The sequence below is a fragment of the Tepidimonas sp. genome, from assembly GCF_046292505.1.
Classification (GTDB): Bacteria; Pseudomonadota; Gammaproteobacteria; order Burkholderiales; family Burkholderiaceae_C; genus Tepidimonas.
In genome coordinates this window covers 1-13,929 of sequence record NZ_JBKBQX010000009.1, presented here as the reverse complement: position 1 = coordinate 13,929, position 13,929 = coordinate 1, and the positions used below count along the sequence as shown (strand labels likewise).

The 13,929-nt window shown below is 67.6% G+C and carries 11 protein-coding genes; 5 read left to right on the top strand and 6 right to left on the bottom strand.

What is annotated here, in order from left to right; all coding sequences use genetic code 11:
* Positions 1–24: 24 nt before the first annotated feature.
* From recQ to hemB, 3 genes are read right to left on the bottom strand one after another with little or no spacing between them, the layout of a single operon-like run.
* Positions 25–1,947, bottom strand: coding sequence for a DNA helicase RecQ (gene recQ, locus ACK4TH_RS06005; protein WP_409623851.1), 1,923 nt, complete (start codon positions 1,945–1,947; stop codon positions 25–27).
* Entirely contained in the window at positions 1,944–2,354 is a 411-nt protein-coding gene (locus tag ACK4TH_RS06000) for a rhodanese-like domain-containing protein (RefSeq protein WP_409623849.1), read from the bottom strand. The genes recQ and ACK4TH_RS06000 overlap by 4 nt, the downstream gene beginning before the upstream one ends.
* Before the next feature lie 14 nt (positions 2,355–2,368).
* A complete protein-coding gene (gene hemB, locus ACK4TH_RS05995) occupies positions 2,369–3,397 on the bottom strand; it encodes a porphobilinogen synthase (RefSeq protein ID WP_409623847.1) in 1,029 nt (342 codons plus the stop codon).
* An 87-nt stretch (positions 3,398–3,484) separates the two neighbouring features.
* Between hemB and ACK4TH_RS05990 the strand changes: the two genes are divergently transcribed.
* Positions 3,485–4,636, top strand: a complete 1,152-nt coding sequence (locus ACK4TH_RS05990) for a hypothetical protein (protein ID WP_409623845.1) — start codon at positions 3,485–3,487, stop codon at positions 4,634–4,636.
* Here the strand turns inward: ACK4TH_RS05990 and ACK4TH_RS05985 are convergent.
* The 3 genes from ACK4TH_RS05985 to ACK4TH_RS05975 form a co-directional block, all read right to left on the bottom strand.
* Positions 4,614–4,841, bottom strand: coding sequence for a cysteine-rich CWC family protein (locus ACK4TH_RS05985; RefSeq protein WP_409623952.1), 228 nt, complete (start codon positions 4,839–4,841; stop codon positions 4,614–4,616). The genes ACK4TH_RS05990 and ACK4TH_RS05985 overlap by 23 nt on opposite strands.
* Positions 4,842–4,871: 30 nt before the next feature.
* The gene (locus tag ACK4TH_RS05980) at positions 4,872–5,645 is read right to left on the bottom strand and encodes an alpha/beta fold hydrolase (protein ID WP_409623843.1); all 774 of its coding nucleotides are present in this window, start codon (positions 5,643–5,645) and stop codon (positions 4,872–4,874) included.
* 133 nt (positions 5,646–5,778) lie between these two features.
* A complete protein-coding gene (locus tag ACK4TH_RS05975) occupies positions 5,779–8,004 on the bottom strand; it encodes a malate synthase G (protein ID WP_409623841.1) in 2,226 nt (741 codons plus the stop codon).
* A gap of 141 nt (positions 8,005–8,145) precedes the next feature.
* Here ACK4TH_RS05975 and ACK4TH_RS05970 point away from each other — a divergent pair, with 141 nt between their 5' ends.
* The 4 genes from ACK4TH_RS05970 (at position 8,146) to cas2 (ending at position 13,794) form a co-directional block, all read left to right on the top strand.
* A complete protein-coding gene (locus ACK4TH_RS05970) occupies positions 8,146–9,078 on the top strand; it encodes a LysR family transcriptional regulator (protein WP_409623839.1) in 933 nt (310 codons plus the stop codon).
* 126 nt (positions 9,079–9,204) lie between these two features.
* Complete coding sequence (gene cas9, locus ACK4TH_RS05965; protein ID WP_409623837.1) at positions 9,205–12,573, top strand: type II CRISPR RNA-guided endonuclease Cas9; 3,369 nt, start codon at positions 9,205–9,207, stop codon at positions 12,571–12,573.
* The gene (gene cas1 / locus ACK4TH_RS05960; protein WP_409623835.1) at positions 12,560–13,462 is read left to right on the top strand and encodes a type II CRISPR-associated endonuclease Cas1; all 903 of its coding nucleotides are present in this window, start codon (positions 12,560–12,562) and stop codon (positions 13,460–13,462) included. The genes cas9 and cas1 overlap by 14 nt, the downstream gene beginning before the upstream one ends.
* Positions 13,462–13,794 (top strand): CRISPR-associated endonuclease Cas2, encoded by a 333-nt coding sequence (cas2, locus tag ACK4TH_RS05955; RefSeq protein WP_409623833.1) that lies wholly within the window; start codon positions 13,462–13,464, stop codon positions 13,792–13,794. The genes cas1 and cas2 overlap by 1 nt, the downstream gene beginning before the upstream one ends.
* Positions 13,795–13,929: the final 135 nt, after the last annotated feature.

The window sequence follows — 13,929 nt, the reverse complement described above, 5'->3', positions numbered from 1 at the left end:
GGCACCGATGCCGCCCCCGCGCCGTCAGGCCCACGCCACCAGCGGCTCGGGCGCCTCGGGCCCGGCGGCCTGCAGCGCCTGCGCAATCACGCGCAGCACCTCGGCGCCATAGGCGGCGCGCTTCTTCTCGCCCAGGCCCGGGATGCCGGCCAGGTCGTCGTCGCACAGCGGCAGGCGCTGCGCCAGCGCCACGAGGGTCGCGTCGTGGAAGATCACGTAGGCCGGCAGGTCGTGCGCGCGCGCCACCTCGGCACGCCAGCGCTTCAGCGCCGCCAGCACCTCGCGCTGGCGCAGCGGCAGCCGCTCGACGCTGGCCAGCGCGCGCGCCGGCCGCGCCGCCCGCTCGGTACGGCGTCCCTCGGCGATCACGCGCAGGTGCAGCGGCTGCTCGCCGCGCAGGATCGGCCGCGCCGCCGGCGTCAGGTGCAGCGTGTGGAACTCCCCGGCGACCTCCACCGCGCCGCGCGCCACCAGCTGGCGCAGCACGCGCCGCCAAGTGGCCTCGTCCAGCTCGCGCCCGATGCCCCAGGTGGACAGCCGCTCGTGGCCGTGGGCACGCACCTTGTCGGTGGCCTGCCCGCGCAGCACGTCGATCACGTGCCCGGCGCCGAACGCCGCGCCACTCTGCTGCAGGCGGTAGATGCACGACAGCAGCTTGCGGGCCGCCTCGGTGGCGTCCCAGGTCTGGGGGGGGTGCAGGCAGTTGTCGCAGTTGCCGCACGGCGGGCTTTCCTCGCCGAAGTAGGCCAGCAGCTGCTGGCGGCGGCAGCCGGTGGATTCCGCCAGCGCCAGCAGCGCCTCCAGCTTGGCGCGCAGCACGCGCTTGAACGCCTCGTCGGCGCCGCTGTCGTCGATCAGGCGGCGCTGCTGCACCACGTCCTGCAGCCCGTAGGCCATCCAGGCGTTGGCCGGCTCGCCGTCGCGGCCGGCACGGCCGGTCTCCTGGTAGTAGCCCTCGATGTTCTTCGGCAGGTCCAGGTGCGCGACGAAGCGCACGTCCGGCTTGTCGATGCCCATGCCGAAGGCGATGGTGGCCACCATCACCAGCCCGTCCTCGCGCAGGAAGCGGTCCTGGTGGCGCTGGCGCGTGGCGGCATCCAGCCCGGCGTGGTAGGGCAGCGCGCGCAGCCCGGCGGCCTGCAGCCGCGCGGCCACCTCCTCCACCTTGCGGCGCGAGGCGCAGTAGACGATGCCGGCGTCGTGGCGCCCGTCGGGCAGCGTGTGCTCGTCGGCGACGAAGCGGAGCAGCTGGCGCAGCGCGTGGTCCTTCTCGACGATGGTGTAGCGGATGTTGGGACGGTCGAAGCTCGCCACGAACGTGCGCGCCCCTTCCAACTGCAGGTGCGTGACGATGTCCTCGCGCGTCAACGCATCGGCGGTGGCGGTCAGCGCGATGCGCGGCACGCCCGGGCAACGCTCGGCCAGCACGGCCAGTTCGCGATACTCCGGGCGGAAGTCGTGCCCCCACTGGCTGACGCAGTGCGCCTCGTCGATCGCCAGCAGCGCCAGCCGCCCGGCCGCGTGCAGCGCCTGCAGCCGCGCCAGAAAGCGCGGCGTGACGATGCGCTCCGGCGCCGCGTAGAGCAGCGTGAGTTCCCCCCGCATCAGCCGCTGCTCCACCGCCGCGGCCTCCTCGGGCGAGAGGGTGGAATTGAGGTAGGCCGCCTCGACGCCGGCCTCGCGCAGCGCGCCGACCTGGTCGTGCATCAGCGCGATCAGCGGCGAAACGACCACGGTGACGCCCAGCCCCGCGCGCTGGCGCACGATGGCCGGGATCTGGTAGCACAGCGACTTGCCGCCGCCGGTGGGCATCAGCACCAGCGCATCGCCTCCGGCGCCGACGTGCGCGACGATGTCGGCCTGCTGGCCGCGGAACGCCGCGTAGCCGAACACCTCGGCCAGCACGCGCCGGCCCTCGGCGAGCGCCTGCGCAGGCGTCAGCGTCACATCTGTTCCCAGGGCAGCCCGTCGAAGCGCCAGCCGTTGCGGCTGGAGCGGTGGAAGTGCTCGTCCAGCTCGCCCTCGAAGCCGTGCACCACGTGCGCCACGTCGGTGAACCCCGCCGCCTCCAGCGCCGCGCCGGCCTCCAGCGTGCGCTTGCCGCTGCGGCAGATCAGCAACACCGGGCGGTCGAGCCGACCGGCCTCCTGCAGCACCTTGCGCGCAAAGCCGTCCGGGTCCGGCGTCAGGTCCGGGTATTCGTACCAGGGGATGTTGACGACGCCCGGCGGACGGCCGACGTAGAGCGACTCGATCTCCATGCGCACGTCGACGAACAGCGGCTGGTCCTCCGGCGGCAGCCCGCGCTGCGCCTGCAGCCAGGCCCACGCTTCCTTGGGTTGCAGATGCCGCATCGCGCGCCCCGCTCTCAGCCCTGCGCCGCCAGCTTGCGCGCCGCCTCGAGCGCGAAGTAGGTCAGCACCCCGTCGGCGCCGGCGCGCTTGAAGGCCAGCAGGCTCTCCATCATCACCGCGTCGTGATCCAGCCAGCCGTTGGCGGCGGCGGCCTTGAGCATCGCGTACTCGCCGCTGACCTGATAGGCGAAGGTGGGCACCTTGAACTCGTCCTTGACGCGGCGCACCACGTCCAGGTACGGCATGCCGGGCTTGACCATCACCATGTCGGCGCCCTCGGCCAGGTCCAGCGCCACCTCGCGCAGCGCCTCGTCGGAGTTGGCCGGGTCCATCTGGTAGACCTTCTTGTCGGCCTTGCCGAGGTTGGCCGCACTGCCCACCGCGTCGCGGAACGGCCCGTAGAAGCTGCTGGCGTACTTGGCGCTGTAGGCCATGATGCGCGTGTGCACGTGGCCGCGCGCCTCCAGCGCCTGGCGGATGGCGCCGATGCGGCCGTCCATCATGTCGCTGGGGGCGACGATGTCCACGCCCGCAGCGGCCTGCACCAGCGCCTGCTTGACCAGCACCTCGACGGTGGCGTCGTTGACGATGTAGCCCGTTTCGTCCAGCAGGCCGTCCTGGCCGTGGCTGGTGTACGGGTCCAGCGCCACGTCGGTCATGACGCCGAGATCGGGCACGCGGGCCTTGAGCTCGGCCACCACGCGCGGGATCAGCCCGTCGGGGTTCCATGCCTCGCGCCCGTCGGGGGTCTTGAGCGCCGGGTCGATCACCGGAAACAGCGCCAGCACCGGGATGCCGAGGTCGGCGCACTCGCGCGCCAGCGGCAGCAGCTGGTCCAGACTGAGACGCTCCACCCCGGGCATGGAAGCCACCGGCTCGCGCCGGCCGTGACCGTCCAGCACGAACACCGGGTAGATCAGGTCATGCACCGTCAGATGGTGCTCGCGCACCAGGTTGCGCGTGAAGACGTCGCGGCGCAGGCGGCGGGGCCGCGACAGCGGGTACGGGGCCGGGTGGCCGCTGGTGGGAGTGGGCGCATTCATGGGCGTTATTGTGACCGCTTGGCGCGTGGGCTACACTGCCTTGCGCATTGTGTGCGCCCCTCCGACCCCCGCCCGGTTGCTTTTGTCGTGACCCCACCCGCCGCCCCATCCTCCCCCACGCCCGCCCCGTCCGGCGATGCCCCCTGGCGCATGGCGGCGCACTGGCCGGATCTGGCGGTGGCGCTCACGGACCAGGCCATCGAATCGGTGGACCATTTGTTGCGGGGCCTGGACTTGCTGCTGCAACGCGGCCGCCTCACCGAAGCGGAGTACCGCATCCTGGCGCTGCCCGCGCAGCGGCTCAAGCAGTGCGGCGTCCATGCGCAACAGATCGTTCGGCTGCAAAGCGGGCAGGTGCGCCAATCGCACGAAAAAATCGATCTGGCCTACGTCGTCGAATCGGTGCTGCAAGAGCGGCGCGAGATCCTGGCCCTGCAAGGCATCACGGTGCGGCGGCAGTTTCGCCCCGTGGAGCTGCTGATCGACCCGACCGTAGCTTATAGCCTGGTGCAGGCCATGCTGGAGTGGGCGGTGCAGCAAGGCAGCCGGCTGGAGCTGCGCGTCGAACCCCGCGTGCCCGACGACGCAGCCCCTGCGACCGCCATGCCCGGCCCGCCACGCGGCTGGCTGGCCGTGGACGTGCTGCTCGATGGCCCCCTGGTGCCGGAATCGGTCTATGCCGACGGCGTGCTTTGGCTGCTGGCGCAGCAGCTCGCCAGCACCGATGGCGGCATCGGCCTGCAGCGGCAGGTGGAGCCCGGCCGGGTGCGCCTGACGGCGCAGTTTCGGCGCACGGTCGGACAGGCCCGCACCACCGATGCCACCGGCCACGACAGCGGCGCCCCCTCGACCGTGTTCAAAACCATCGGGGGCAGCTACGCCGTGGTGTGCTCGGCCGATGCGCCCACCCGGCTGCGCGCGCTGGACGTGGTCAAAAAGCTCGGCATCGCCGCCGACGGCGTGGCCAGCGCAGCGCAAGCGCTGGCCGCCCTGGCCGCGCGTGACATCCACCTGCTCGTGCTGGACGAAGCCCACCTGCCGGCGGACGCTACCGAACTGGCCAACACCTTGGCCCAACGCCGGCCCGGCATCGCCGTCGTGCGCCTGGTCAACGACGCCCTGCCCGGCACCGATCGGGACGCCGCCGGCGAGCCCCACGAGCCCCCGCGCATCCCGCTGGAGGCCCTGGATGCGCGGCTCGGCCCGGCGGTGATGTTCAGCCTGTCGAAAGTGGTGTAGCCCCCGCACAACGGGCGCAAATACAGGCCAGCCCCCGGGCACCCGCGGGCACCCGATCCAGCACCTCGGCGCCAAACTGCGCCTGCGTGCACCAACACGGCGGCTGGGCGCGCCCGGTTTGCCGCTCCCGCTCCATCGCGCAGCCGTTGGCGCCACCACAAATCGGACACCGGGTGGGATCCACCCGCGCGGCCGCCACCGTCATGTCCTCAGCCACGCGTTCGCCCTCCCCGTCTCACGCCGCCACGGCCTCGCGCAAAAACCGCTCCATCGCCGTGACCAGGGCAATCGGCGTCTCGTCCATGGGGTAGTGGCCGGCGTTGGCCATCACCTCCAGCCGCGCCTGGGGGTAGTGTTGCATCCAAGTGGCGCGGCAGGTGGCTTCGCCCAGGGCCGGGTCGTGCTCACCCGGGATGACCAGCACCGGCACGGTCTGCCCCTGGATGCGCTCAACGAAGGCGGTCTTGGCCCAGGCGGTCAGGTAAGCGGCAAAGGCCTCCACATCCGAATGCGCCAGCGACGACCGCACCATCGCATCCAACCACGTCCCGGTGAGCCGGCGCCCCGTGGTGAGGTCGATGATCGCGCGGCGCGTGGCCGGATCCTGCGCCGCGGCCGAGAAAAACGCCCACCCTTCCGGATCGAACGGCACACCCCCCGCCGGCACCGGGGTGATGCCAACCAGCGCTTGCACCCGCTGCGGCGCCTCGGCCAACACATACTGGATGGCGCTGCCCCCCATGGAATGCCCCACCAGCGCAAACCGCTCCCAGCCCAACTGGTCGGCCAGCGCCAAGGCATCGTGGGCGATCTGCTCGATGGTGTAGGGCCCCCCGCTGCCCCGGCGGTGCCCGTAGCCGCGGTAGTCCATGAAGGCGTAGCTGAAGGCGTCGGTGTCCAGGTGCTGAACCATCGCTCCCCAGCCGCGCGCATGGCCAAACCAACCATGCAGCATCAACACCTTGCGCCGACCCTGCCCGATGACGTGGGCGTCATGGCGGATATTCATGACATCGTCTCCTCTGGTGCGGGCCTGTGCCCGTGGTTCACACCGGCATTGTGCCGCCATCCGCCGTTCGCGCAAGCCCAAACGAAACGGCGCCCGAAGGCGCCGTCGTGACCGGGGGCCGGGGCCCTGCGGATCAGGCCGCCGTGGCCTTGACCTTCAGGCGCCAGGCGTGCAGCAGCGGCTCGGTGTAGCCGCTGGGCTGCGCCTTGCCCTTGAACACCAGATCCAGCGCCGCCTGGAACGCCAGGCTGGCCTCGAAGTTCGGCGCCATCGGCCGATAGGCCGGGTCGCCGGCGTTTTGCTGGTCCACCTTGCGCGCCATGCGCTCGAAGGTGGCGCGCACCTGCGCCTCGGTCACCACGCCGTGGTGCAGCCAGTTGGCCACGTGCTGGCTGCTGATGCGCAGCGTGGCGCGGTCCTCCATCAGGCCGACGTCGTGGATGTCGGGCACCTTGGAGCAGCCGATGCCCTGGTCGACCCAGCGCACCACGTAGCCGAGGATGCCCTGGATGTTGTTGTCCAGCTCGGCCTGCTTGTCGGCCTCGCTCCAGTTCGGGTTGGCCGCCACCGGCACCGTCAGCAGCCCGGCCAGCAGCGTGTCGCGCTCGGCGTCGGCGTCGATCTTCTCCAGTTCCTGCTGGACCGCGGCCACGTCCACCTGGTGGTAGTGCAGCGCGTGCAGCGTCGCGGCGGTGGGGCTGGGTACCCAGGCGGTGTTGGCGCCGGCCTTCGGGTGCGCGATCTTCTGCTCCAGCATCGCGCGCATCATGTCCGGCATCGCCCACATGCCCTTGCCGATCTGGGCGCGGCCGCGCAGCCCGCACTTCAGGCCCACCAGCACGTTGTTGCGCTCGTACGCCTGGATCCAGGCGCTGGCCTTCATGTCGTTCTTGCGGATCATCGGCCCGGCCAGCATGGCGGTGTGGATCTCATCCCCCGTGCGGTCCAGGAAGCCGGTGTTGATGAACGCCACGCGGCTGGCCGCCGCAGCGATGCACGCCTTGAGGTTGACGCTGGTGCGGCGCTCCTCGTCCATGATGCCGAGCTTGACCGTGCTATCCGCCAGACCCAGCATGTGCTCCACACGGCCAAACAGCTCCGCCGCAAACGCCACCTCGCGCGGGCCGTGCATCTTGGGTTTGACGATGTAGACGCTGCCGGTGCGGCTGTTGCGGATCGGCTCGCCACTGGGCAGGCGGCCGCGGCCCTGCAGGTCGTGCAGCGCGATCGTCGTCGTGACGACGGCGTCCATGATGCCTTCGGGGATCTCGCGCACCGTGCCGTCGGCGTCGGTGTAGAGGATCGCCGGGTTGGTCATCAGGTGACCGACGTTGCGCACGAACAGCAGCGAGCGACCATGCAGCACCACCTCGCCGCGGCCGTCCGGTGCGGTGTAGCGGCGGTCGCCGTGCAGGCCGCGCGTCAGCGTGCGTCCGCCCTTGTCGAAGCTCTCGGTCAGCCAGCCCTGCAAAATGCCAAGCCAGTTGCGGTAGCCCAGCACCTTGTCCTCGGCGTCCACCGCGGCGACCGAGTCCTCCAGGTCCAGAATGGTGGACAGGGCCGCTTCCACCACCACGTCGCAGACGCCGGCGGCGTCGGTGGCGCCGATCGGATGCGCGCGGTCGATGCGGATGTCCAGATGCAGCCCGTGGTGGCGCAGCAGCACCGACGACGGCGCCGCCGCCTCGCCCTGGTAGCCGACGAATTGCGCCGGGTCCTTCAGGCCCGTCGCCGCGCCGCCGCGCAGCGTCACGCGCAGCGCGCCGTCCACCACCGCGTAGGCGGTGGCGTCGGCGTGCGAGCCCTGCGCCAGCGGCGCCGCCTCGTCCAGCACCCGGCGCGCATACGCGATGACCTTCTCGCCACGCTTCTCGTTGTAACCCGGGCCCTTGGCGCAGCCGTCGTCCTCCGGGATGACGTCGGTGCCGTAGAGCGCGTCGTACAGGCTGCCCCAGCGCGCGTTCGCCGCGTTGAGTGCATAACGGGCGTTCAGGATCGGCACCACCAGCTGCGGACCGGCCTGCGTGGCCAGCTCGGCATCGACGTTGGCGGTGGTCACGCGCACGTCACCCGGCGGCGGCACCAAGTAGCCGATCGTCTCCAGGAACTGCCGGTAAGCGGCCGGGTTGCTGACCGGGCCGGGGTTGGCGCCGTGCCACTTGTCCAGCTCGGCCTGCAGGCGGTCGCGCTCGGCCAGCAGTGCGCGGTTCTTCGGCGCCAGGTCGGCGACGATGGCATCGAAGCCGCTCCAGAAGCGGTCACTGGTGATGCCGGTGCCGGGCAGCACCTGGTCTTCGATGAAACGGTACAGCACTTCGGCCACCTGCAGCCGACCGACGTTGATACGCGGTGTCGTCATGAGCCTCTCACCTCCGATGGCGGCCCGCCGCCAGGGGCGCGGGCCGGGATTGTCGAAACATGGCACTGTAGGCGAAATCCGGGTCTGGATCGACGGCAGGCCGCCCTCTTCAGCCATGACTTTTTGTTCAATAATGCAGACATGGACCGGCTCAAGGCGCTGGAAACGTTCGTTGCCGTGGCCCAACGCGGCAGCTTGGCCGCGGCCGCGCGCGCCGAAGGGGTCGTACCAGCCATCGTCGGCCGGCGGCTGGACGCGCTGGAGGAATACCTGGGCGTCAAACTGATGGTGCGCACCACGCGCCGCATCACCCTCACGCCGGAGGGCAACGCGTTTCTGGAAGACTGCCAACGGCTGCTGGCAGAGCTGGCGCAGGCCGAGGCCAACGTCAGCGCCGGCGGCACGGCGGCGCGGGGTCACCTGCGCATCACCGCCCCGGCCGGCTTTGGGCGCCAGCATGTCGCACCGCTGGTGCCCGCCTTTCGTGCCCGCCACCCGGAGGTCACCATCTCCCTCAACCTGAGCGACCGGGTCGTGGACCTGATCGCCGAAGGCTACGACTGCGCCGTGCGCGTGGGGGATTTGCCCGACTCGTCCTTGGTGAGCGTGCGGCTGGCCGACAATCGGCGGCTGGTCGTGGCCACCCCCGCCTACCTGCAGCGCCGCGGGGTGCCGCGCCACCCGCACGACCTGCTGCAACACGACTGTCTGGTGCTGTCGTCGGATGCCTCGCAAACGCGCGGCTGGGCGTTTGCCGTGCCCGGCCCCGGCGGGCGCCGGGACCTCATGCATGTGCGCCCCCGCGGCCCGCTGGACTGCAGCGATGGCCAAGTGCTGTACGAATGGTGCTTGGCCGGGCTGGGCCTGGCTTGGCGCAGCACCTGGGAGGTGCAAGCCGACATCGACGCCGGCCGCCTGATCGCCGTGCTGGACGACTACGCCGCCCCCCCCAATGGCATCTACGCCGTCTTCCCCACCGCCCGCCACCTACCGCGGCGCGTGCGGGCGTGGATCGACTTTTTGAAGGACCACTACGGGCGGGTGGAGTTTTGGGGAACCAACAAGTCCCTTTGATTCGTGCTCCAAACAATAAAAAGCCCAGCAAGTAAACTTGCTGGGCGGATTCAGGCTTGTGCCTTTATTGTAGCAACGGCTCTCACCCCGGATAGCTACAATGACTATATTATAAGGGAGATTATCGTGAGCCACAACAAGACACCGGAAAGTCTGGTCTTTGGATTCGACATCGGCATCGCTTCGGTCGGCTGGTGCGTGCTTTCCGACACCCGCATCGTCGATCTTGGCGTGCGCTGCTTCGACAAGGCCGAAACCGCCAAGGACGGCGAACCGCTGAATTTGGCGCGACGCATCGCGCGCTTGATGCGCCGCCGGCTGCGCCGCCGCGCTTGGCGGATGACCAAGCTCGCCCGCCTGCTCAGGCGCGAGGGCTTGATCGCCCACATCGACGAGGTACGCAGCCCCGCGCCCGTCTCGCCCTGGCGGCTGCGCGTCGAGGGTCTGGATCGGCGGTTGACGAATGCGGAATGGGCGCGGGTGCTCTACCACCTGTGCAAACACCGCGGCTTTCATTGGCTAAGCCGCGCCGAAGAGAAGAAGGCCGAAGGCGACAAGAAGGAAGGCGGCAAGGTCAAAGATGGGCTCGCCAACACCCAGCGCCGCATGAAGGAGAAAAACTATCGCACCGCCGCCGAGATGGTGCTGGCCGAATTCCCGGACGCCCAACGCAACAAGGCCGGCAATTACGACAAGGCGCTCTCGCGCGCCCTATTGGCAGAAGAACTGGCCCTGTTGTTCCGCCGCCAGCGCGAACTCGGCAACCCGCATGCCGGCGCCGGGCTGGAGGCGAAGATCCTCGGCTCGGGCGACAGGAAGAGCGGTCTCTTCTGGGAGCAGAGACCACCGCTGTCGGGCGAGGCGCTGCTCAAGATGCTGGGCCGGTGCACCTTCGAGAGAACGGGTGGGCCTGATGGCAAAGGCGAATACCGCGCGCCGAAGGCGAGCTTCACCGCCGAGCGCCACGTGTGGCTGACAAGGCTCAACAACCTACGCCTCGTCGTCGATGGCGTCACCCGGCCGCTCACCGAGGCCGAACGGCAGATCATTCTGCCGCTACCTTACCGGCAAGCGGGCGACTTCAAGTACGAACACGTGCGCAAGGCGCTCACCAAGGCGGGGCTTGGCGATTTCACCTTCGCTGGCGTCAATGAGGACAAGGAAAAAGACGTGCTCGTCAAACTGCCCGGCTGGCAGACGCTGCGCAAGGCGATGAAAGACAAGGGGCTCGAAACCGAATGGGAGGGCCTGGCCGGACGCGCCATTGGCGGCGACCCGGCGATGCTCGATGCCATCGCCTGGGTGCTCTCCGTCTACAAGGATGGCGCCGAGGTCGAGGCCGAGCTCGCCAAGCTGAACCTCCCGGGTGGCGAGAGGATGATCGAGGCGCTCGCGGAGGTGAGTTTCGACAAGTTCCACAACCTGTCGCTCAAGGCGCTCCGAAAGATCGTGCCGCACATGGAGGCGGGGCTGCGCTACGACGAAGCCTGTGTGGCGGCCGGCTACCACCACAGCCAGCCGCAGGCTGGCAACGGCGAAAAGTCGCTCTATCTGCCGCCGCTCTATTCCGGCCGCGACAAGGATGGCCGGATGATCTTCAATGACCGCTTGGACGTGCCGCGCAATCCCGTCGTGCTGCGCGCGCTCAACCAGGCGCGCAAGGTGATGAACGCCTTGATCCGCAAATATGGCTCGCCCGCGGCCGTGCATATCGAGATGGCGCGCGACCTCTCGCGGCCCTTCGACGAACGCAACAAGATAAAAAAAGAACAGGAGGAATACCGTGAGAAGAACGAACAGGCCAAGGCCGATTTCGCCGAGCAGTTCGGCATCCCCGCGAAGAGCCGCGAGTTCGAGAAGTTCCAGCTCTACCGCGAGCAGCAGGGCAAATGCGCCTATTCACTAAAGCCGCTCGATCTGCATCGCGTGATCTTCGAGACCGGCTACGCCGAGGTGGATCACGCGCTGCCCTACTCGCGCAGCTTCGACGATGGTAAGAACAACAAGGTGCTCGCGCTCACCGCGGAAAACCGCAACAAGGGCAACCGCACGCCTTACGAATACCTGATGGCGACCGACCCCTCGGGCGAGCGCTGGCGCGAGTTCTCCGCCTTCGTCGAAGCGAACAAGAACTACCGGTCGCCCAAACGCCAGCGCCTGTTGCGCAAGGATTTCACGGGCAAGGCGGCCGAGGAGTTCCGCGAACGCAACTTGAACGACACGCGCTATATCTGCCGCTTCTTCAAGAACTGGGTCGAAGACCATTTGCTGCTCGCCGAAAAAGTCGAGGCGGACGGGACGGTGTTGCCCGCCGCCAAGCGCTGCGTGGTGTTGAACGGCCAGACCACCGCCTTCCTGCGCGCGCGCTGGGGCTTGCTGAAGATTCGCAGCGAAAACGACCGCCACCATGCGCTCGATGCCGCCGTCGTCGCCGCCTGCAGCCATGGTATGGTCAAGCGCCTGGCCGATTATTCACGGCAGAAGGAACTGGAAAACTTACGCGCTGGCTTCCCCGACCCCGAAACCGGCGAGATCCTCGACCCGGCGATGTTCCAGCGCCTCGCCGCGCATTTCCCCGAGCCGTGGCCGCATTTCCGCCAAGAGTTGCAGGCGCGCTTATTCGTGGACGACGCGGAGGAGCTACGCACTCGTCTGGGCGAGTTCCGCACCTATTCCACCGAGGCGCTCGCCGCCGTGCGGCCGTTATTCGTCTCGCGCGCGCCGCAGCGGCGAAATGGCGGCGCGGCGCACAAGGACACCATCTATGGTCAGCCCGCACGCTTGAAGGCCCAAGGTGGTGTGACACAACGCGTGGCGTTGACGAGCCTCAAGCTCGCCGATCTCGACAAGCTGATCGACCCGCACCGCAACGAAAAGCTCTACGCCGCAATCCGCGCACGGCTCGAAGCACACGGGGGCAAGGGCGAGAAAGCCTTCCCGCCCGACAACCCGCTGCGCAAACCCGATCGCGCCGGCAACCCCACTGGCCCCATCGTCCGTACCGTGACGATGGTGATCGACAAGCTCTCGGGCATCCCGGTGCGCGGCGGCATTGCCAAAAATGACACCATGCTGCGCGTCGACGTCTTCCGCAGCAAGAAGGATGGCAAGTTCCATCTCGTGCCCATCTACGTGCATCACGCGGCGATCTACCGGCGCACCGGCGAGCTGCCAAACCGGGCGATTGTCGCTTTCAAAGGCGAGGAGGAATGGACGCTCATCGATGACCAGAATTTCGAGTTTCTGTTTTCCACGCACCCCAACGATTTCTTGCGTGTCACTCTGAAGCAGGAAGTTTTCTCAGGCTATTTCGCCAGCTGCGACCGTTCGACCGGGAATATCGGCCTTTGGGCGCATGACCGTAACTCCGGCGCCGGCAAGGACGGCTTTATCCGCACCGGCGTGAAAACTGCATCTGCTTTCGAAAAATTCCACGTCGACGTCCTCGGCAATCTCTACCCCGCGCCGAAGGAGGTGCGCCGTGGTCTGGCGTAGCGTGATGATCTCGCGTCCGGCGCGGCTGCGGCGGGCGCATTATTCACTTGCCATCGAGCAGGAAGAAACCGCCTTCGTGCCTTTCGAAGACATCGCGGTAATCGTGCTCAATCACCGCGAGATCACGCTCACCCACCCGGTATTATCGGCGTGTGCCGAATACGGGATCGGTCTTTATGCGACCGGGCACAATCACCAACCCGCGGGCATCTTTTTGCCTTTTCTTTCGCACTCGCGCAGTACGCGCATGATGCGCAAGCAACTGGGCATTTCGAAACCAACGGCCAAGCAAGCCTGGGCCGAGATCGTGCGGCGCAAAATCGAAAACCAAGCTGCCTGCCTGGCGCTGAGCGCTCGCCCAGGTGCGGAGCGCTTGGCTTCCTATGCCCGCCGCGTGCGCTCAGGCGACCCTGATAATCTGGAGGCGCAAGCCGCGGCTTTTTATTTCGCCCAGCTATTTGGCAACGATTTCAATCGCGTCGACACGCATTGGACGAATGCCGCCCTCGATTATGGCTACGCCGTGTTGCGCGGCGCGATAACCCGTGGCTTGGTCGCGCACGGGCTGCACCCTAGTATTGGGCTGTTTCACGATAGCGAACAAAATGCCTTCAACCTGGCTGACGATTTGATCGAGCCGTTTCGGCCCCTCGTCGATCTGCATGCGGCGCAACACCCTGCTAGCACCACCGGCGATCTGATCCCAAGCGACAAAGAAGCCCTGGTGGCGCTGCTCAATGTGGATGTCGACATGCCTCAAGGGCGAATGTCCGTGCTGTCTGCCATCGAATATGCGGTCGAGAGCTTAGTTCGCGTCTATGAGGGAAAGGCCAAAGGTCTTGATCTACCCCGGCTGCTTGGCTTGCAGCGTCACCGGCTGGAATACTGATGGGCGTCGAAACCAGGCGATACATGCGGCTGCTTGTCTTCTTTGACCTGCCCATGGTCACCAAGGCCGAAAAGCGCGCCTACGTGCAGTTCCGTAGGTTTTTGCTCAACGACGGCTACGACATGATCCAGTGGTCGGTGTACGGAAGAATACTAAATGGGATTGATGCAGAGAATAAACATTTGGCACGCCTAACACAAAATCTACCATCGCGCGGCTCAGTTCGATGCATGACCGTAACAGAACGTCAGTACGCCGGCATACGTTTACTCGTTGGTAAACCAGTTTCACAAGAAAAAAACGTTACAGCTTCCCAGCTACTCCTTTTTTAGAAAATTTAACAACAGCGCAAACCGTTTAAGACGTGCCCCGACAACGAGTTACGTAACGGGTATTGTAGCCATCCGGGGTGAGAGAGGGAGCTACAACAAGCACAACAAGGCCCTGCTCGAGGCTGGCATTGTAGC

Bases quoted from the DNA above. Each gene is read 5' to 3' on its own strand.
- ACK4TH_RS06000 (WP_409623849.1), bottom strand. From the start codon at position 2,354: ATGCGGCATCTGCAACCCAAGGAAGCGTGGGCCTGGCTGCAGGCGCAG.
- hemB (WP_409623847.1), bottom strand. From the start codon at position 3,397: ATGAATGCGCCCACTCCCACCAGCGGCCACCCGGCCCCGTACCCGCTG.
- ACK4TH_RS05985 (WP_409623952.1), bottom strand. From the start codon at position 4,841: ATGACGGTGGCGGCCGCGCGGGTGGATCCCACCCGGTGTCCGATTTGT.
- ACK4TH_RS05980 (WP_409623843.1), bottom strand. From the start codon at position 5,645: ATGAATATCCGCCATGACGCCCACGTCATCGGGCAGGGTCGGCGCAAG.
- ACK4TH_RS05975 (WP_409623841.1), bottom strand. From the start codon at position 8,004: ATGACGACACCGCGTATCAACGTCGGTCGGCTGCAGGTGGCCGAAGTG.
- ACK4TH_RS05970 (WP_409623839.1), top strand. From the start codon at position 8,146: ATGGACCGGCTCAAGGCGCTGGAAACGTTCGTTGCCGTGGCCCAACGC.
- cas2 (WP_409623833.1), top strand. From the start codon at position 13,462: ATGGGCGTCGAAACCAGGCGATACATGCGGCTGCTTGTCTTCTTTGAC.